Raw genomic sequence first — 18377 nt, forward strand, 5'->3', positions numbered from 1 at the left:
GACCCGACGCCTTGCGTCCTGGCGCCCGGGATCAGCGTTGCCGAGCAACGGTGACCAGGAGGCCACACCCACGCTGATCTGGACATACGACGTCCGTTCCCGCCCACAGGCCAAGGTCGCGGGAGGCGGCCCATGATTTCTCACTCCCCACTCACTCGGGATCCGTGCGTGGGAACGACAAAGAGCCGGACCCAGTGAGACTGGGTCCGGCTCTTGAACTCTGGCACTTTCACAGGTCAGCGAATTGATTGTGCTGGTCCGGCTTCTGTGCCCCCGGCAGGATTCGAACCTGCGCACACGGCTCCGGAGGCCACGTGAGCCTCGCACGGATCCGCTGGTCAGGGGCCGCGCACGGGGACGAAGGGAAGAGTTCAGTCCACAAATGGTCCACACGAGTCCATAGCGGTCGTGGTGGGTCGCTGAATCGATAGCGGACGATCGGCTGACGGGAAGCACACAGAGAGGGTGGCCTGGCCATCGTGCACGTTCCTTGTGCATCCATGGCTCCACAGGGGGTGACGAACCGTCAGGGTGGCTGGTACAACGAAGGTAAGATCAACACTCAAGGCACTCCTGGGGGGGAACGTGTCTGACACCATTCACGGTTGGCTATCTGATGCTGTGTCAACCTTTGGCAAGTCATGCAAGGCGAAGCTCGCTGGCGGGGGGAGCCCGGAAGCGGCGATACGCGGCCCGCTCGAGGTGCTCCTTGCAGCCGTGGGCAGTCATCACTCACTGCATGAGCTCACGTGGCACGACGAGGTCTCGATTCCGGAACTGGGTGTGCGCCCGGATTACGCGTTCCATGTGAACGGCCTCGTGGCTGGCTATATTGAGCTCAAAAAGCCCGGCCTAAGTGTCGACCCGGAATCCTTCACTGGACGCAACAAAGTACAGTGGGAGCGACTCCGAGACTTGCCTAACCTGCTCTACACCAACGGCACGGAATGGCGCCTCTTCCGTAATGGAGTGCAGCTCGGCGAAACTGTTACGTTCATTGGCACTTTGAAGGGTGCGGGAGAGAAGGTTACTCCCGCAGAGCCGGCGGCGCTGGACGCCCTACTAAAGACGTTCCTTCTCTGGGCACCGCCCCCTATACGCCAGGTATCTCGTCTCGTACAGCATATTGCCCCGCTGTGCCGTCTACTACGTGGCGCTGTACTCGAACAGTTGGCAGCGGAAGCTAAGTCTCCGGAGGAAGAGGAAAGCGTAAACGCTCGACCTTTCTCGGGGCTCAAGAGCGACTGGCGCAAGTTGCTGTTTCCCTCTGCGGATGACGCCACTTTCGCCGACGGTTACGCACAGGCCGTTACCTTTGCCCTTCTGTTGGCTCAGACTGAGAACATCCCACTCACTGAGGGCAATCTTCACGAGATCGGCCGTAAGCTTGATGCCGATCACGCTCTCATGGGTAAGGCCCTCCAGTTGCTCACGGACAATGTTAACGAACGCTTCGAGGTCACTCTGAATCTATTGCTGCGCACCGTTGGTAGCGTTGACTGGCCCAGCATCCGGCGGGGCAACCGGGATGCATATTTGCACTTGTACGAGAACTTCCTTACTGTCTACGACTCGAGGTTGCGACAAAAGAGCGGCTCGTACTACACGCCGCGCGAAGTGGTAGAAGAAATGGTCCGCCTCACCGAAGATGTGTTGCGTACCCGACTCGGTAAAAAGCAGGGCTTCGCCGAGAATGATGTGCGTATCGTCGATCCTGCCATGGGGACCGGAACCTTCCTTCACACAATCATCGAGAGCGTCGCTTCGCATGCGTCTGAAAGTAGTGGACCAGCGATGGCACAGGATGCCATCGGGCGGCTCGCAAAGCGCCTCTATGGTTTCGAGCTGCAAATGGGCCCCTTCGCTGTTGCCGAAATGCGCGCCTCAGACCTTTTGAAGCGCCATCAGGCGCCGATGCCAAAGGGTGGCCTCAACCTCTTCGTCACTGACACGCTAGACAACCCCTTTGTGGAGGAGCAGGAACTGGCCTCTACTTACGGCGTTCTATCCGCCTCGCGAAGGCGCGCAAACGAAGTCAAAGGAAAAGTCCCTGTCACTGTCGTGCTCGGAAATCCGCCATATGATGACAAGGCGGAGAACCGCGGCGGGTGGGTCGAGAAGCGCCCTAAAGGGCAGAAACCTCCTCTGCTTGATAGCTTCCGACTCCCTGGCAACGGTCGGTATGAGCACATTCTTAAGAATATGTACGTGTACTTCTGGCGTTGGGCTACGTGGAAGGTCTTTGACGCACACGAAGACGACCAGCATGGAGTTATCTGCTTCATTACACCGTCCGGCTTCGCTACAGGTCCTGGTGGTCGGGGCATGCGCGACTACCTGCGACGCACGTGCGATGAGGGCTGGATCATCAATCTCTCACCTGAAGGTCAGCGTGCAGACGTAAGTACGCGGGTATTTCCGAAAGTCGCCCAGCCCCTAGCTATCTGTATATTCGTGCGGCGGGCCGACGGGGACTCCACGAGTCCAGCTCGTATCCACTATCGATCTGTCTCGGGCAAGCGTACGGAAAAATTCCACCAGCTTCAGGAAATCCGGCTGGACGACGATCAATGGCGCGAGACTCATTCGGAGAAGGTGCGGCCTTTTACACCTGCCACACAGTCCGGCTGGGAGGACTTCCCTGCACTGGATGACCTGTTTCCTTGGGGTAGTCCAGGAGTAAAAGCAAACCGCTCCTGGGTGACTTCTCCTTCCGTGGATACGCTGCGGCGCCGTTGGGCGCGACTAATCCGTGAGAACGATTCCGCGGAAAAGGCCAAACTGTTCAAAGAGACTGATACGCGCTCACTTGAACGCAAGGTGGCTCCGCTTTACGGGTGGCCAGATCATAAACTCAGCGTGGAGGAGGAGCGGTCTACTGTTCCCCGGTTGATTCGTATTGCCCTCCGCAGTTTCGATCGCCAATGGCTGGTTGCCGATAATCGCGTTATAGACCGTCCGCGTCCTGAACTTTGGGAGGCGCTTCGGACTGGCCAAGTCTTTCTCAATCAACAGTCCACGCACGTGATTGAGTCTGGTCCCGCAGTCGTAGCGACCACCCTGATCCCCGACACTGACCACTTCAACGGGCGCGGTGGTCGGAGCATGCCTCTTTTGCATCCCGATGGCTCTGCGAATGTCCCTGCTGGTCTCCTGGCGTATCTCGCCGGCGAACTGGGGATAGAGCGCGTTACGGCACAGGACCTGGCAGCCTATACGATCGCCGTGGCGGGACACGTCGTTTTCACGGAGCAGTTCACAGAGGAGCTACTCACCCCGGGTGTGCGTCTCCCACTTACCCGGGACCGAGATATCTGGCAGAAGGCCCTCGAAATTGGCGCCGCGGCGATGTGGGCTTCCACCTTCGGTGAGTGTTACGTGGATCCGGAAACGGCTCGCCCTGCGGGCGCTGTCACATTTGGGCCGGGTGACTCGCGTCAGATTCGCTATCTCACTCACGTTGGCACTTCGGTCCCGAGTAACCTTCGGTACGACTCCGAGACGCAGACCTTGTACGTCGGCGACGGCGCCTTTGCGCCCGTTCCTGAGGACGTATGGAACTTCGATGTCGGTGGCATGCCAGTGGTGCGGAAATGGTTTGGCTACCGCAAGGCCTCGCCAAACAGTAAGAAATCTAGCCCACTCGACGACATCCATGTTGACAGCTGGCCAAGCGAGTGGACGACCGAGCTCGTCGAGCTGCTGTCCGTCCTACGCCGCCTAGTCGACCTGATACCCGCCCAGCGAGACCTGCTGACCGAAATTCTGGCGGGTCCAGTCATAACAGAGCAGGATCTCAGGGGCGCAGCAGTGCTTCCAGTGAAGGAAGCCGGCCGTAAGGCGCGGCGCGAGACTACAGAGGGACTTTTCCCAGCGGAGGGCAGCGAAGTCTGATGCGAGGAGTGTATTAACGGGTGGTGTAGAGGTAGCCGATTGCCTCCCTGAGCGAGCAGCCGCCCTGCGCTAGTCGACGCAGGGCGGCTGGAACCCGGCATTGGTCGATGTTGGCCTTGGATGCCGCCTCTAAAGCGTCGGCGAACGCCACCACCTCAGTTAGCCGATCCTCGGCCTTCTCCTGCTCAGCGCGATGGAAGACCGCGGCACCCAGGACGGTCACTGAAATCAATCGGTCGGATTCGTTGATCAACCCCATCCACTGCAAAGCCGACGTATCGGCCTGCAACTGATCGAGGGAGAGTCCACGGGCGACGGCGTCTTCATCAGCGGACAAGGGGAGAGGGTCGAGCATCAGCTCGGCCAACAACCGTTGCTGTGAGTCTGTAACGTCAATGTGTGGTACGGCCATGCGTCATGCGTAGCACGTTCAGCAGCAGCAGGATTGAAGCCGAGTACCGTGTCGTGTGCCTCGCTGCCATGTTCGCCTGCAAGCCTTGGGTTCCGTCATCCGCCGCCCGCGGTCTTGGCCAGGACTGCCCCGTCCGGCACAGAGCATCAGTTTGGAAGATCGCGTATGCGGATCCGGGCTGAGCCAGCGAGTCGATGACCTGTGAGATCTCGGGCGGCTCGCCGCTGTTCCCCGTTACTGCCCGCCGCTCGCTGTTCGATCGCGCACCAGGCGTCATCCAGCGGCACGGGACCGGACATCCCCTGAGCTCTGCGCAGGATCCGTGGCAGCGCCGCGGGCTCGCCGGCCTCGTCCTCGGCGCCATTGTTTCGGGCGAGCAACATGGTCGAAAGCGGTACGATCGTCCCCAGAGACTCACTCGCCCGACGCTCGCGGTGTGGACAACCCGTCGGTGCGGCAAGCGCTTAGACCACTACATGTAGTGGCTGGATCGGATTCTGACCCCACAAGTAGTGGTTTCCGGGTCTCTAACCCCTCCCGTATCACATAGTCTTGATGCAGCATCATCGGCATAGCCGCTGAAGCCATGCTGACGTGCGTCCTTGGGCGCGAGCCGCATGTAGCGCAGGCAACGCGCCCCCGGTGGAAGGGATTTCGCCAGTGGCGCAAGACCAGAGGGGAATTGGCCTCATGGTGTGGACCCACCGTAGCGCGCTCACCTGGGCGCGGCGCCGATGAGCGCCCCGCTCACGCTCGCCGCGCTCGGCGCCCTCCCCAAGCTGCGCGTCTACGTCGACGAAACCGGCGACCGCGGCGCGCTCGGGTCGCCCTTCTTCGCCATGACTGCGCTCGTGGTCCCCGACGAGGAGGACTGGAACGTGCGCGTCGTCGCCGCCGGCCTGCGTGCCATGGTCCACGCCAGCCGCCCGGAGACGACGACTCCGCTTCACTGGGTTGACCACTTCAAACGCAAGCACCCGGAGCGTCGGGAACGGGCGGCGCGGACCCTGTCCCTGATGCCTTCCGTCAAGGTCATCCATGTCATCGTGCCCAAGCGGAACGTCATACCGACCGGTGGCATGGCCGATGGCACTCGCTTCTACAACTACACGACCCGCCTCCTCCTGGAGCGTGTCGCGTACTGTGCTGCAACGTGGGAGGGAGGTCCTCGCCTCGCTCTCCCCTACTTCGGTACGGTCAAAGGCGTCGATCATACGGACACGGCTGGCTACCTCACCCGGGTCCGTAACGGCCTCGGCGGAGAGACCTGGGGCGTCCCCTGGCAGTACATCAAGTGGCCGCCCAAGTGGACCGGCACCGACCGCGACGGCATTCAGCTTGCCGACATTCACGCAGGCATCCTCAACGTCGCCCTCTCGGGCGACGATAAGGACGAGGACTGCGCGCAGAACCTGCTGCTGTGCAAGCACCAGTTGTACCGCTCGGCTGGCGGTTCCCTCATGGGCTACGGCGTCAAGGTCTGGGGATCGTATGTGTTCCTCGTGAACCGCTGCTGGTACTCGAAATGGATCATCGCCTGACGCGCCGAAGCCCTCTGGAGGGCTCCGGGGGCCACTGCCACCGCTTGGGTGGAGGATCCAGTTGCCTGGTTCCGACCTTGTCCCGGCAGCCCACCAGAGGGCTCCGTGCCGCTCTCGCGGCGTAAAACAACACTACCCTGCGAACCCGTCGAGTACGCCTCGGAGGTGCCAAATCTTGCCAACTCAGCCTTCCCAGGTTCGAATCCTGGCACCGTCACCCGAGCGAGAATTGGCCCCCTGACCAGCGAGTTTTGGCGTGCTCGCGCTCTACTGGTGGAATCACTTTCACTGATTCGTGCTGGGTGGGCTGTGTTCTCCGCAGTCCAGCCCCCTCAGCTCCCGTTCTTCATCAACCCACCACCTCCCTCAGCTCCCATCCCGTCTGCCGTCGGCCCACACACCGTGGAGCGGGCGTGGTTCCTGGCGTCCAGGTGGAGCGCGCCACTGTACGAACGACCTGGACGCCAGGGGCCGCGTCTGCTCGGCTCTGCCTGGGTCGACGGCAGACGGGATGGGAGCACCCCGCGCACGCCACTACACGGCCGGCACTCGCGAACGGGGCCCCCGCCATCTCGGAGCCTGAGCGCCCCCGCCGGAGGCTGGTCCTGAGCGTGGGCGCTCTCTAAGGTGATCAACTCGTGAGCTGGCTCTCGCCACGTGGGCGCGCGTCGGCGCAGCGTGCGCGGAGCGGGCCGAAGGCAGGAGCGCAGCGCGCAGCGGAGCCGGGAGCGCGCCCGGCGAAGCGGAGCGCAGCCGGCTTGATGAAGTAGAGAAACTCTTACCGCGCCAGCAACTGGGGGAGTGCCGAGTCCGATGACGTCGGGCTGTCGGCCGTGCCTCCACCTCGGCTACCGTGCGATCTATGCCCTCTGGACTGGACACGCCTCAAGGCGCTGCCGCACTGGCAGAGTCGCTCTTGCCTCCGCTCGGGAATCGCTGGCTGCACACTCAGGCGGTGGCTGCTCGCGCCGGCGAAGCGTCCGCGGCCGTGCCCGAAGAGGACCGCGATCTAGTCGTCGCCGCTGCCTGGCTGCACGACATCGGGTACGCCCCGGAGCTCCGGGACACCGGGTTCCACCCGCTCGATGGCGCTCGGCATCTGGAGACTCTGGGGGCTCCTTCCCGGCTCGTGCGCCTCGTCGCGCACCACTCCGGAGCCGTGTACGAAGCGGAGCAGCGCGGGCTGACTGCCGAGCTGGACGTCTACGAGCGCGAGGACTCGCCGGTCCTGGACGCGTTGATCTACGCGGACATGACGACCGGGCCGGCTGGCCAGTCCTTCGACTTCGATCACCGCATTGACGAGATCCTGGACCGGTACCAGCCGGGCAGTGAGGTACACAACGCGATCAGCAAGGCACGTCCGTACCTCGGGGCCGCTGTCGAGCGGACGCTCTCCCGCTTGAGCGATCAGCCGAGGTAGGGAGTCGGCCGCTCGGTCAGTCCGTGATCGATCCGCATCCGCATCGACGGGTGGATGTTCAGGCTGTCCAGACGGTCGGGATGGACGAACGCCACTTCCTTGCTTTCACTGCTCGTGCGCGCTTCGCCGCCGACGATGCGCGCCCGGAAGCAGATCGAGAACTGTTGCCGGACCTCGCCGTCGTCGTACGCCATGACGTGGGCAGGGTTGGTGTAGATGCCGACCAACCCCGTCACCTCGACGTCGAAACCCGTCTCCTCCTTCGTCTCCCGCACGGCGGCATGGGGTGCGGACTCGCCGACGTCGACCCCGCCGCCGGGCAGTGCCCACAGGTCGTTGTCGGTCTTGTGGATCAGGAGAACTTCCCCGGCCTCGTTGCGCGTCACCGCGGTGACAGACGGAACGATGCTGTTCGCCTCCGGGGCTTTCGGATCGTTGAAGTAGTCGACTCGGGCCATGCCTCCAAGCCTTGCATGCCCCGTCGCCGGTGACGTCGGCGCCGGCCGGTCTACTTCGACTGCCCGCGCTCCCATGCGTAGTCGAAGCTGCGCATGTAGTGCCGGAAGGTGCGGGCTCCGGGGATGTACCGGAAGTGCAGCACGGGGTTCTGTCCGGCGGGCGCTCCGAGCACGTGCGGGTTCACCAACACGTCGTCGTCGAAGCGGTAAATCGAGTTGTAGAGGATTGTGTCGTGTAGCCGGACCTCGACACCGGGGGTGGTCAGCGCGGGTTCGAGGTAGCGCCGGGTGATCCGTGCTCGCGCGGCCAAGTCGTCGCCGATGCCCTCCTCGTCGCCGCGCTGACGGATCATCTCGGAGTCCGGATCGCCGACCAGGATACGAACCTGTCCGCCGGCCTTGGCCTTGTCCGCCAACTGGTACGGGAGGTCGGGGTGGCCGTCGAACAGGAACAAGCCCGCGTAGACGAGGATGTCCACGTGGTCCTTCGCCTTCTCGATCAGCGATGACCACAGCGTCGCCGGCACTGCTCCGCGGTGGGGGTAGTACGTGATCAGCTCAGAAGTGCTCGCGGATTCGGCCTGCTTCGCCACGGCCGGCCAGACGTAGACCTCGTCGACGCCGAGGAAACTCGCGGCCTTCCAGCGGTGCCCGCGGTGCGGCGTGCGGTCGGTAGTGATCCACCGTTCCACGCTCTTGGGGTCCACGCCGACGTAATCGGCAACGGACTGGATCGTCTCGCCCTTCGCTGAAATCGCCGCGCGCAGACGCTCGTTCGCCATGAGCCGGCCCTCCCCTGGGACGCCGTAGGGACGTTTTGACGATAGCTCAGACGTCCCCAAACGTCCATACGGGCCGTGATGCGTCCACACACTCTCGCGGTCTCCTGATCTCACCGCCGGATGGCGGCTCAACTCCCGCTAGATCAGGAGAACAGACGATGCGTCAGATCCCCGTCGACACCTCCGCGGCGACCGTGATGGTCGCGCAGAGCCCGGAGCCGAAGGTCAAGGACCGCCGTACCGGTGAGATCGCGATGGACGCCGAGACCGGCGCGAAGCTGATGACGGTGAGCGTGATGTTCGCCGTGCCCGGTGAGGTGGAGATCCTCAACGTCACCGTGCCGGAGACCGGCATTTCCGGCGAGCTGGCCATGGGTACCCCGGTCGCGCTGACGGGCCTGATCGCCCGGCCGTGGGAGAACGACTTCAACGGGCAGAAGCGGCATGGCATCGCCTTCCGCGCGGTCGCCGTCACCTCCCTCGCTGCCGGCGCCTCGACCGCGAAGGCGGCCTGAGCCGTGACATCGGTCCTCGTCGCTGTGGTGCTGGTCGTCGCTGCTGCGGGTCTCCTGCGGTGGCGGCGCCCGGCCTGGTACTGGCTGACCTTCGGGGTCATCCTCGCCGCGCTGCGGGTCCTCATCCGGTACGGGACGGTCATGGATGCCTGCGGGCTGACAGTCCCGCCCCCGCGGTGGCGTCTGGCCATGGCCCGCATGACCGGCTGGCCCGTCCCCGGACCGCGTGCCCCTCGCATCCTGCGCCTGCGGGCCACCCGCACCGGCCTGGTCCTGCGCCTGAAGCTACGCCCCGGTCAGGACGCCTTCGACGTGGCCGCGTCCTGCGACCGGCTGCGGCACTCCTTCGCCCTGTATGGCGTGACCTCCCGTGAGCTGCGCTCGGGGGTGGTTGAGCTGCGGATGACCGGCTACGACGTCCTCAAGCGGGTGCAGATGCCGGCCCGCGTCGACACCCGCCCGATGCGGGTCCCGGTCGCCCTGCGCGAGGACGGGGCCGTGCACTACCGCGACTACCGCGCCGTGCCGCACGGGCTCACCCTCGGCGCCACCGAGTCCGGCAAGTCGGTCTACCAGCGCAACCTCGTCGCCTCCCTCGCCCCGCAGCGCGTCGCCCTGGTGGGGATCGACTGCAAGCAGGGGGTGGAGCTGTTCCCGCTGGCCCGCCGGTTCTCCGCGCTGGCCGACAACCCCGACGCCGCCGCCGAACTCCTCGACGCCCTCGTGGCGCACATGCAGGACGTCTATCAGCTCATCCGGGCCGAGCAGCGGATCACCGCTGACGTACCGGATGCGGAGATAGCGGCCGACATCTGGGACCTGCGCGAGGACCTGCGGCCGGTGCCCATCGTGGTCATGGTCGATGAAGTCGCCGAACTTGCCCTCTTCGCCACCCGCGAGGAGGAGAAGCGGCGGGACCGGATCATCACCGCCCTTGCTCGACTGGCTCAGCTCGGCCGTGCGGCCGGGATCTATCTGGAGATCTGCGGGCAGCGCTTCGGCTCCGAACTCGGCAAGGGCATAACCATGCTGCGTGCCCAGCTCACCGGCCGGACCGCGCACCGCGTGAACGACGAATCGTCCGCGAACATGGCCTTCGGTGACATCGCGCCGGATGCCGTGCTGGCCGCGATCCAGATCCCCACCGACACCCCCGGCATCGCCGTCACCGGCGACTCCTCGGGCGGATGGGCGCGCATCCGTGCCCCGCACACCTCGCTGCGCCAGGCCGTGAACATCTGCAACCGGCACGCCGACCTCACCCCCGACGTGCCTGCCCTCGCCGCGTTCCGGCCCGCCCTCGCCTCCCTCGCCCCGGTCACCGCCCCGGTAGTCGAGTCGGCGCCGGCCGCCGCCTGAGCTGGAGGTCGTCATGCCTGCCGCGAAGAAGCCCGCCACCCGCCGCAAGACCACTCCGCCGCCCGCGCCCGAGCCGGTGAAGTGCTCGGACTGCGACGGCACCGGCGAGATCGCCGAAACCGTCCGGGTCGGCACCCGCAAGGGCCGCGCCACCGAGAACCGGCAAGCCGCGCTCTGCCTCACCTGCTGGGGCACCGGCCAGGCCACCGACTGACCAGGAAGGGAGACCACCGTCATGACCCGCTCAGCCCTCCGCGTGGATGCCGTCCTGGTGCAAGCCGTCATCGCTGGCGCCCTGTCGTTCGCGCACCTGCACGACCTCGCCGCCGCTGCCGGGCAGACCGGCTGGAAAGCCTGGGCCTACCCGGTGTCCGTAGATCTGCTGCTGGTCGCCGCCTGGCGTCGGCTGCGTACGGACGGGCCGTCCCGGCTGGCCTGGTGCTGGTTCGTGATCGCCCTGTTCGCCTCCCTCGGCGCCAACGTCGCCACCGCCGGGTTCCTCGACCTCGACCACCCGCCGGCCCTGCTCCGCTTGGGCGTCGCCGGATGGCCCGCCCTCGCCTTCCTCGGCGGCACCCTTCTTGCCCACTCACCCACCTCCGCTACCGCCCCGGCTCCCGCGGCTGCGGACCCGGCCCCCACGGAACCCGAGTCAGCTCCGGTCGCTGCGCCGGACCCGGACCCGGTCGCTGTCGACGCTGCGGAGTCCGCCCCGGCCCTGCCCGCCGCTGACCCGGCCCCCGTACCGCTGGCTGTGTCGGTGCCGGCAGCGCTGGTCGATCACGCCCGCAAGGTCGCCGACGACCATCGCGCACGCACGGGTTCCCGGATCGACGTCGACACCCTGCGCGCCCGCCTCGGCGTCCCGCCGCACATGGCCGACATCATCGCCGCCCAACTCACCTGACTCGGAAAGGGAGGCCCCCGATGACCCGCGACCCCGCCGACCTGACCGCCGCCGACTACCTCGACGCCGCCCGCGAGATGACCGCCGCCGACCGGCCCTACCTCGCCCACCTGCTCGCCGAGGAAGCCGCCCAGCGCACCACCGCCCCGGCCACCGCCGCCGGCATCCGCGCCTCCTTCCCCGACCCGAACGCGACCCGAACGGAGACCGACTGACATGCCCGCCCGCGACTTCTTCCACTCCGTGATGCGCATCGGCCCCGTGCAGATCGGCACCCACCGCGACAACCGAACCGGCCAGGCCAAGCACGCGGCCGTGTGCAGCTCCGACGGCTGCGGCTGGTCCGCCAGCTACACCAGCCGGTCCGCCGCCCAGCTCGCCGCCCGCACCCACCGCTGCAGCGTCAACTGATCGGAGATCACGGCCATGGATGTCCCGCTCTGGTTCGCCCTGCTGTGCGTCGGAGTCCTCGGCGTCAAGCTCGTCCGCCCGCCCTGGTGGCTCGTCGCCGTCCTTCTCCTCGGCGGCTACCTCCTCGCCGACAGCCTGTTCGCCCCCGTCATCGCCACCGCCGTCAAGTGACCTGCGAAGGAGAACCGTTCATGCTCCGGCCCAAGCTCCCCACCATGCCCCAACCGACCGGCCTGGTCACCCCGCCCGCCGTGATCCACCCGACCACCGTCACCCCCGGTACCCCGCTCCCGCAGCAGGCCCCCATCGCCCCGGCCCCGACCTCGGCCCGGCCGACGGTGCAGCTCACGCCCGGTACCGCGCTCGCCCTCGTCGCTGGCGGCACCGCCGTCGTCCTGGTCGTCGGCGCCGTCCTGGTCTCCATGCTGCTCGCGGTCGCCGTCACCGGCGTCTCGGTCGCCGTGGTCGCGGTCGTCCTGCGCCTCCTCGTTGCCGACCTGCGCAAGGGCCGGTGATCCCCGTGGTCGACACCGTGATCGCTGCCGCATTACCGGCGCTCGGCTGGGCCTTTCACGGCGCTTTCCTGGTCCGCCGCCTGGCCACCGCCCGCCGCGACCCGTTGACCGGCCTGCACACCCGCGCCGGATGGACCACCCGCGCCGAACACCTGCTGGGCCGCCACCCGTCCGCGCTGGTCCTCCTGATCGACCTGGACGACTTCAAGAACATCAACGACACCCACGGTCATGCCGCCGGTGACGCCGTCCTCACCGCGACCGCCCGCCGGCTCCACGCCTGGTGCGGACGCCACGGCATCGCCGCCCGCCTCGGCGGAGACGAGTTCGCCGCCATCGTCACCGACCCCCACCACACGGCCGGCCTCGACGCCCTGCGCAGCACCCTCGCCCGGCCCGTGCCCCACGACGGCGAACTGCTGCCGGTCTCGGCCTCGGTCGGGGCCTGCCACCGCCACGACCTCCCGGTCCCGGTCCTCACTGACGCACTGTCCGCCGCCGACGCAGGCATGTACGCGGCCAAGGGACACGGCAGGCGCAACGTCCACAACTGATCGACCCCCGGAGCGGCCTCGGTCGCCAAACTTCCGCCGCTCCGGGCGCCTTCCCACCTTCCCGATCCAACGGACCTGAAAGGCACGTCCATGATGCCCCAGCACACCCCCACCGCACGCCTGTGCTGCAACTGTGACGGCTTCCCCGCCGTCGCCATCACCACCGGCACCCGCCACCCCGACGGCACCCGCACCACCCTCCTGATCACCTGCCCCACCTGCCACGGCACCGGCCACACCACCGCCCCCACCGCTGGCCTCGCCCGGACCGGGAGGTGACCGCGGTGCAGGCGCGCGTCCTCGACCTCTTCTGCTGCGCCGGTGGCGCCGCCATGGGCTACCACCGCGCCGGCTTCGAGGTGGACGGCTGCGACATCGCTGACCGCCCCCGCTACCCCTTCGTCCACCACCGCGGCGACGCCCTCGACCACCTCATCGCCACGGGCGCCATCGAGCGCTACGCCCTCGTCCACGCCTCCCCGCCCTGCCAGGCCGGCTGCGCCCTCACCGTCGGCACCAACGCTTCCCAGGGCTGGGGCGGCGCGCACGTCGACCTCGTCGCCGCCACCCGTCGCCTTCTCGACACCGCGGGCCTGCCCTACGTGATCGAACAGCCCAACGGCCGTGCGGCAATCCGCAAGGACTTGTCCCTGTGCGGGGAAATGTTCGGGCTCGGCGTACTGCGCCACCGCAATTTCGAACTCGGCCGCTGGGCCACCGCCCGGCCGGCACACCCCCGCCACCGCGGCTACGTCCGCGGCCACCGCCACGGCGTCCACCGCGACGGCCCCTACGTCGCCGCTTACGGCAACGGCGGCGGCAAGGCGACTGTCCCTGAGATGCAGGCCGCCATGGGCATCACCTGGACCAGCGTCCGCGAAGAACTCACCGAAGCCATTCCCCCCGCCTACACGCAATGGATCGGACACGCCTTCCTTACCGCGCGGCAGGAGGTCTTCGCATGAGCGACACCGCCACTCCGGCGGGCTTGGACCCGCTCACCCTCGGCGACCTCCTGCGAGTAGCCGCCGCCCCCGACTTCGAGCGCTGGCACGAGCAGATCCGCCGCACCGGCGGCTGCGCCGACCCCATCCACCTCGCCGGCTGGGTCACCCACAAGGACAAGACCACCGGCGCCACCCTCCACCACTACACCACCGCGAATGAGCCCGGCGGCCGGCTGCGGGTGGCGTGCGGCAACCGGCGGGCCTCCCGATGCCCCTCCTGCGCCTGGATCTACTCCGGGGACACTTACCACCTGATCCGCGTGGGCCTCGCTGGCGACAACCGCCGCGACATCCCCGCCACCGTGCGGGATCACCCGCGGGTCTTCGCCACCCTCACCGCCCCCTCCTTCGGCCCGGTCCACAACCGGCCCGACCGCGGCACCTGCCGCTGCGGCACCCACCACACGGCGGACGCCGTCGAGCTGGGCACCGCCCTCGACCCGTCCACCTACGACTACGCGGGCGCCGTGCTGTTCAACAACCACGCCGGGCAGCTCTGGCAGCGCTTCACCAACCGGCTCCGCCGCGAGATCGCCGCCCGCGCCGGCCTCACCCAACGCGAACTCACCGAGTCCGCCCGCATCTCCTACGGCAAGGTCGCCGAGTTCCAACGGCGCGGGGCCGTGCACTTCCATGCCGTGATCCGCGTCGACGGACCCCACGGGCCGGCCACCCCGCCGCCGTCCTGGGCGAGCGTGGATCTTCTCGCCGACGCGATCCGGGCCGCCGCCGCCCACGCCTATACCGCGATAACTTCCCCGGCCGCCGCCGATCAGCCGGCCCGCACCTTCCGGTGGGGCACGCAGCTCGACGTGCGCCCGGTCAAGGTTTTCGGGGACGGCTCCGACATCACCGAACAGGCCGTTGCCTCCTACGTCGCCAAGTACGCCACCAAGGCGGCCGAGAACACCGGCACGCTTGATCGCCGGATCGGGGAGCTGTCCGAACTCGACCGGCACGGCGTCCCCGACCACGCCCGCCGGCTCATCGAGGCGTGCAAGACCCTCGACCCGCTCTATCCGGACCGGCGGCTGTGGGCCTGGGCGCACATGCTCGGCTTCCGCGGCCACTTCTCCACCAAATCCCGCCGCTACTCCACCACCCTAGGCAGCCTCCGCCAGGCCCGCGCCGACTACCGCGCCGCCCAAGAAGCCGCCGCCCTCGGCCTCGACGACCAGGAGCCGGACACCGTCCTGGTCCTCGCCGACTGGCAGTACGCCGGACACGGCCACAGCCCCGGCGAATCCGCCCTTGCCGCCACCATCGCCCGCGACCTCCAACTCAACCGCCAAACCGCCCGTGAAGAACTCGCAGCCCTTGAAGGATTCTGACGTGAAAGACGAGCTGATGACCGTCCCGCAGATCCTTGGTGAGCTCGGCGGAGTGTCGCGGCGGACGTTCTACCGCTGGCGCGAGCTGGGGCAGGGGCCGGCTGCCTTCAAGCTTCCCAACGGGGAACTGCGCGTTTGGCGGAGCGACTTCCGGACCTGGTTGCGGAAGTTGGAGGCTGCCGCGTGAAGTCTCTCGACGTGAAGGTCTGGGGGGTTCGAAAGAGGAACACGAAGAAGTCGTCCTACGACGTCCGATGGATCGTGGCCGGGAATGTATTTTCCGACCAGTTCCGCACCAAGGGGCTGGCGGATCACTATCGTTCCAAGCTCCTCCGTGCCGCTCATGGAGGCGAGGAGTTCGACACGGTCACGGGGCTGCCTGACTCGATGGTCGAAAAGGCGGCCTCTATGAGCTGGTACGCCTTCGCTCTGAGGTACCTCGCCATAAAGTGGCCGCATGCCGCTCCCAACACGCGGAATGGCATCAACGAGTCGCTGACCGCAGTGACCATGAGCCTGCTTGACGATCGACCGGGCCGGCCGCCAGAGGACCTGATCAGGAGGGCGCTTCGGAACTGGGCTTTCGTCATTCCCGGTCCGGATGACTGCGAACTGCCGGATGAGGTCGCGCACGCGTTGCAATGGGTGTCGAAGGCTTCGCGGCCTCTCGCAGATCTCGGCGACGCAGCGGTCGCCAGGGCCGTGCTGGACGCGTTGAAGCTGAAACTGGACGGCACGGCGGCAGCTGCGGAGACGGTTCGGCGCAAGCGCCGTACGCTCGTCAACGCTCTGCACTATGCGGTGGATCTCGGCGAGTTCAAAGAGAACCCCATCACTGGCATTCGCTGGAAGAAGCCCAAGGTCGCTGGGGAAGTCGATCCTCGGGTGGTGGCCAATCCAGAGCAGGCGCGTTCCTTGTTGACCGCTGTTTCGTACGTCGGCGGATTCGGTCGTGCTCGCGGCCGTCGACTCGTCGGCCTGTTCGCCTGCATGTACTACGGGGCCTTTCGTCCCGCTGAGGCTGTGGGCCTCACCGCGGCAGACCTGAAGCTGCCGGGGACGGGCTGGGGCACCGCGTTGCTGCACCGGACGCGCCCCAGTGCCGGCAAGCAGTGGACGGACTCCGGGGAGACTCACGACGACCGGGGCCTGAAGAATCGGCCTGCCGAGGAGGTGCGGCTCGTGCCGATCCCGCCCCAGCTCGTTGCCGTCCTTAAGCAGCACCTCGATACCTTCGCTACGGCCGAGGACGGGCGGCTCTTCACCAATGAGCGTGGGGGAGTGGTCGGCTCCTCGACGTACTACCGCGTCTGGCAGGAGGCTCGTGCGCTCGCTCTTCCGCCGGCCGCGGTGGCCTCACCACTCGTTGCCCGTCCGTACGACTTGCGGCACTCTGCGTTGTCCACGTGGCTCAACGCCGGTGTCGACCCGACGGAGGTCGCCGAACGCGCGGGCAATAGCGTGGAGGTCTTGCTGAGCCGGTACGCGAAATGCATCGACGGGCGGCAAGAGGTCGTCAATCGCAAGATCGAAGAATTGCTGCGCGAGTACGAGTGACACGTACGTGAGTCGTCAGCCCCCAGCCCGCATGGACTGGGGGCTTTGCCGTATTTCGGCCGCGTGTCGTCTGTCGTTAGTTGTCGGTTGCACCTGCCGCGTCGCGTTTTGCATCGCTGGCGAACTGCCGCCCCTGGGGTTCCGTCCGGTTCGCGCTCTACGCCTGGGCTGCTGGACTGGCGACCCTCGCGGTATGGGGCTCTTGGAGAAGGAACCGCGGCGGCTGATTGGTGGGCAGTCCCGTTGCCCTGACTGTGGGCTATTGCAGGACCGGGTGCCGACGCTTGAGCAGGAATGGGTGCTGCTGGAGCCGGACATGCATCCCCTGGCTCATACGGTGCCGGCGGAGCATCGGTGGATCGAACTGTCCGATGGGCGGGTGACGGTCTACGGGGTGTGTCCGCCGGATCAGTTCCAGCGGTGCCGCGTCGAGCACCGCCTCGCCTGCCCCGCACAACCTCGGCCGGATCTATGGCCGTGGTTGACGTCCCTACGAGGGGAGAACGCGCGGCAAGTGGAGCGACAGAACGGTCCGGAGCAGGCTCCACCACCTGAGGAGTGGCCGGACGCCGGCTGATGGACGTTCCGGAAACTCCGGGGCTGACCAGGGGAGACAGTCCAAGATCCTGTCCACGAATAGTCCACAGACCCCGACATACGCCCGCTCCGAGCGGCATACGGCTGCACATACGCGAAGACCCCGTTCTCAGCGTTCTCGCTGATGGCGGGGTCTTTGGGCACTTCCTGCGAAGTGCCCCCGGCAGGATTCGAACCTGCGCACACGGCTCCGGAGGCCGTTGCTCTATCCCCTGAGCTACGGGGGCGTGTCTTGCGGGGTGGTGGTTCCTCGCGGCGACGGGTAGAACACTACCAGCTCCCTCGGGGTGTTCATGAACGGGTTTCCCGTGGTCGTGCCGGGGTCAGGGCGGTGTCAGTCGCCCGCGTGGGTGGAAGTGGGGAAAAGCCGGACGCGGTGGCCGGTGCCGACCTACTCTCGAAGTTGTGCCAGGCGCGTCTGGCCGGGTGCTTGTCGTGGACGACAACAAGGTCATCCGGCAGTTGATCAGGGTCAACCTCGAGCTGGAGGGCTTCGAGGTCGTGACCGCGGCCGATGGTGCCGAGTGTCTGGATGTCGTCCATCAGGTGCGGCCCGATGTCGTCACGCTCGACGTCGTCATGCCGCGGCTCGACGGGCTGCGGACCGCTGCCGGGCTCCGGTCGGACCCTCTTACCCGGCACGTGCCCATCGCCATCGTCAGCGCCTGTACGCAGTACGAGGTCGAGAGCGGACTCGATCTCGGCGTGGACGCCTTCCTCGCCAAGCCGTTCGAGCCGGCGGAACTGGTGCGACTCGTGCGGGAGTTGGTCGAGCGGGCGGCGGAGCGGACGTCCGGAGACGCCGCCGTCGGGTTCGACGAGTGGCTCGGGGCCGCCGAGGCGGAGCGCGCCGGGCGTGCGGGTGGTTGAAGCGGGAGTGGAGGGGCTGAGGGAGTGACGGGTGGGGGTGAGGAGGAGAGTGAGAGGGCGGGGCGGCACTTGCCGGCCTGACATTCCTTTTACCTCGCCTGCCTCGCCGTACCTCGCCCACCTCGCCGTACCTCGGCCCACCTCGCCGCTCTGACGCGCGTCCGACATCTCCGGCCTGACGTTCGTCCGATGCCGGCCTGACGTTCACCCGATGCCGGTCTGACGTCCGTCCGACCCCGTCCCA

The 18377-nt window shown here is 66.9% G+C and carries 21 protein-coding genes, 2 tRNA genes and 1 pseudogene; 19 read left to right on the forward strand and 5 right to left on the reverse strand.

Translation table 11 applies throughout. From position 1 onward, the window contains the following. Positions 1 to 268 precede the first annotated feature (268 nt). Positions 269 to 346 (reverse strand) — tRNA-Arg (locus tag ACWCPM_RS18900). Positions 347 to 585: 239 nt separating this feature from the next. Here ACWCPM_RS18900 and ACWCPM_RS18905 point away from each other — a divergent pair. Beyond that, positions 586 to 3894 carry a type ISP restriction/modification enzyme gene (locus tag ACWCPM_RS18905; protein ID WP_450977334.1) on the forward strand — a complete coding sequence of 1103 codons (3309 nt, stop codon included), beginning with the start codon at positions 586 to 588 and terminating at the stop codon, positions 3892 to 3894. Between the two features lie 13 nt (positions 3895 to 3907). Here the strand turns inward: ACWCPM_RS18905 and ACWCPM_RS18910 are convergent, their stop codons facing one another. Continuing rightward, positions 3908 to 4306 carry a hypothetical protein gene (locus ACWCPM_RS18910; protein WP_450977335.1) on the reverse strand — a complete coding sequence of 133 codons (399 nt, stop codon included), beginning with the start codon at positions 4304 to 4306 and terminating at the stop codon, positions 3908 to 3910. 734 nt (positions 4307 to 5040) lie between these two features. On the opposite strand from ACWCPM_RS18910, the gene ACWCPM_RS18915 reads away from it, so the two are divergent. Both ACWCPM_RS18915 and ACWCPM_RS18920 read left to right on the forward strand, forming a co-directional pair. Continuing rightward, positions 5041 to 5847 carry a DUF3800 domain-containing protein gene (locus tag ACWCPM_RS18915; RefSeq protein ID WP_450977336.1) on the forward strand — a complete coding sequence of 269 codons (807 nt, stop codon included), beginning with the start codon at positions 5041 to 5043 and terminating at the stop codon, positions 5845 to 5847. Positions 5848 to 6709: 862 nt separating this feature from the next. Continuing rightward, on the forward strand, positions 6710 to 7270 hold the full coding sequence (locus ACWCPM_RS18920; protein WP_450977337.1) for an HD domain-containing protein: 561 nt from the start codon (positions 6710 to 6712) through the stop codon (positions 7268 to 7270). On the opposite strand, the gene ACWCPM_RS18925 is transcribed toward ACWCPM_RS18920, so the two are convergent. Further along, complete coding sequence (locus tag ACWCPM_RS18925) at positions 7258 to 7728, reverse strand: NUDIX hydrolase (protein ID WP_450977338.1); 471 nt, start codon at positions 7726 to 7728, stop codon at positions 7258 to 7260. The two genes, ACWCPM_RS18920 and ACWCPM_RS18925, sit on opposite strands and share 13 nt — an antisense overlap. 50 nt (positions 7729 to 7778) lie before the next feature. Continuing rightward, on the reverse strand, positions 7779 to 8510 hold the full coding sequence (locus ACWCPM_RS18930) for an XRE family transcriptional regulator (RefSeq protein ID WP_450977339.1): 732 nt from the start codon (positions 8508 to 8510) through the stop codon (positions 7779 to 7781). Positions 8511 to 8668: 158 nt separating this feature from the next. Here ACWCPM_RS18930 and ACWCPM_RS18935 point away from each other — a divergent pair, with 158 nt between their 5' ends. From ACWCPM_RS18935 to ACWCPM_RS19005, 15 genes are all read left to right on the forward strand, one after another. Then, positions 8669 to 9025: an SCO3933 family regulatory protein gene (locus ACWCPM_RS18935; RefSeq protein WP_450977340.1), complete on the forward strand. Its 357-nt coding sequence runs from the start codon at positions 8669 to 8671 to the stop codon at positions 9023 to 9025. A gap of 3 nt (positions 9026 to 9028) precedes the next feature. Beyond that, positions 9029 to 10384, forward strand: coding sequence for an FtsK/SpoIIIE domain-containing protein (locus ACWCPM_RS18940; RefSeq protein ID WP_450977341.1), 1356 nt, complete (start codon positions 9029 to 9031; stop codon positions 10382 to 10384). 13 nt (positions 10385 to 10397) lie between these two features. Continuing rightward, a complete protein-coding gene (locus ACWCPM_RS18945; RefSeq protein ID WP_450977342.1) occupies positions 10398 to 10598 on the forward strand; it encodes a hypothetical protein in 201 nt (66 codons plus the stop codon). Between the two features lie 21 nt (positions 10599 to 10619). Further along, positions 10620 to 11291 (forward strand): DUF2637 domain-containing protein, encoded by a 672-nt coding sequence (locus tag ACWCPM_RS18950; RefSeq protein WP_450977343.1) that lies wholly within the window; start codon positions 10620 to 10622, stop codon positions 11289 to 11291. A 20-nt stretch (positions 11292 to 11311) separates the two neighbouring features. Continuing rightward, positions 11312 to 11506 carry a hypothetical protein gene (locus tag ACWCPM_RS18955; protein ID WP_450977344.1) on the forward strand — a complete coding sequence of 65 codons (195 nt, stop codon included), beginning with the start codon at positions 11312 to 11314 and terminating at the stop codon, positions 11504 to 11506. Between the two features lies 1 nt (position 11507). Further along, a complete protein-coding gene (locus ACWCPM_RS18960) occupies positions 11508 to 11702 on the forward strand; it encodes a mobile element transfer protein (RefSeq protein WP_450977345.1) in 195 nt (64 codons plus the stop codon). 15 nt (positions 11703 to 11717) lie between these two features. Continuing rightward, on the forward strand, positions 11718 to 11873 hold the full coding sequence (locus ACWCPM_RS18965; RefSeq protein WP_450977346.1) for a hypothetical protein: 156 nt from the start codon (positions 11718 to 11720) through the stop codon (positions 11871 to 11873). A 20-nt stretch (positions 11874 to 11893) separates the two neighbouring features. Further along, a complete protein-coding gene (locus ACWCPM_RS18970) occupies positions 11894 to 12217 on the forward strand; it encodes a SpdD-like protein (RefSeq protein WP_450977347.1) in 324 nt (107 codons plus the stop codon). Between the two features lie 5 nt (positions 12218 to 12222). Continuing rightward, on the forward strand, positions 12223 to 12771 hold the full coding sequence (locus ACWCPM_RS18975) for a GGDEF domain-containing protein (RefSeq protein ID WP_450977348.1): 549 nt from the start codon (positions 12223 to 12225) through the stop codon (positions 12769 to 12771). Positions 12772 to 12861: 90 nt separating this feature from the next. After that, positions 12862 to 13050, forward strand: coding sequence for a hypothetical protein (locus tag ACWCPM_RS18980; protein ID WP_450977349.1), 189 nt, complete (start codon positions 12862 to 12864; stop codon positions 13048 to 13050). Between the two features lie 53 nt (positions 13051 to 13103). Continuing rightward, on the forward strand, positions 13104 to 13736 hold the full coding sequence (locus ACWCPM_RS18985; protein ID WP_450977417.1) for a DNA methylase: 633 nt from the start codon (positions 13104 to 13106) through the stop codon (positions 13734 to 13736). Continuing rightward, positions 13733 to 15109: a replication initiator protein RepSA gene (repSA, locus tag ACWCPM_RS18990; RefSeq protein WP_450977350.1), complete on the forward strand. Its 1377-nt coding sequence runs from the start codon at positions 13733 to 13735 to the stop codon at positions 15107 to 15109. The genes ACWCPM_RS18985 and repSA overlap by 4 nt, the downstream gene beginning before the upstream one ends. A gap of 16 nt (positions 15110 to 15125) precedes the next feature. Then, positions 15126 to 15296 (forward strand): helix-turn-helix transcriptional regulator, encoded by a 171-nt coding sequence (locus ACWCPM_RS18995; RefSeq protein ID WP_450977418.1) that lies wholly within the window; start codon positions 15126 to 15128, stop codon positions 15294 to 15296. After that, positions 15293 to 16666, forward strand: a complete 1374-nt coding sequence (locus ACWCPM_RS19000) for a tyrosine-type recombinase/integrase (RefSeq protein WP_450977351.1) — start codon at positions 15293 to 15295, stop codon at positions 16664 to 16666. The genes ACWCPM_RS18995 and ACWCPM_RS19000 overlap by 4 nt, the downstream gene beginning before the upstream one ends. Before the next feature lie 193 nt (positions 16667 to 16859). Then, positions 16860 to 17243 (forward strand): DUF6083 domain-containing protein, encoded by a 384-nt coding sequence (locus ACWCPM_RS19005; protein ID WP_450977352.1) that lies wholly within the window; start codon positions 16860 to 16862, stop codon positions 17241 to 17243. Between the two features lie 175 nt (positions 17244 to 17418). On the opposite strand, the gene ACWCPM_RS19010 is transcribed toward ACWCPM_RS19005, so the two are convergent. Beyond that, positions 17419 to 17490 (reverse strand) — tRNA-Arg (locus tag ACWCPM_RS19010). A 123-nt stretch (positions 17491 to 17613) separates the two neighbouring features. Between ACWCPM_RS19010 and ACWCPM_RS19015 the strand changes: the two are divergent. Continuing rightward, a pseudogene (locus ACWCPM_RS19015) lies at positions 17614 to 18133 on the forward strand (response regulator). Positions 18134 to 18377: the final 244 nt, after the last annotated feature.

The sequence above is a fragment of the Streptomyces sp. NPDC002309 genome, assembly GCF_053593375.1.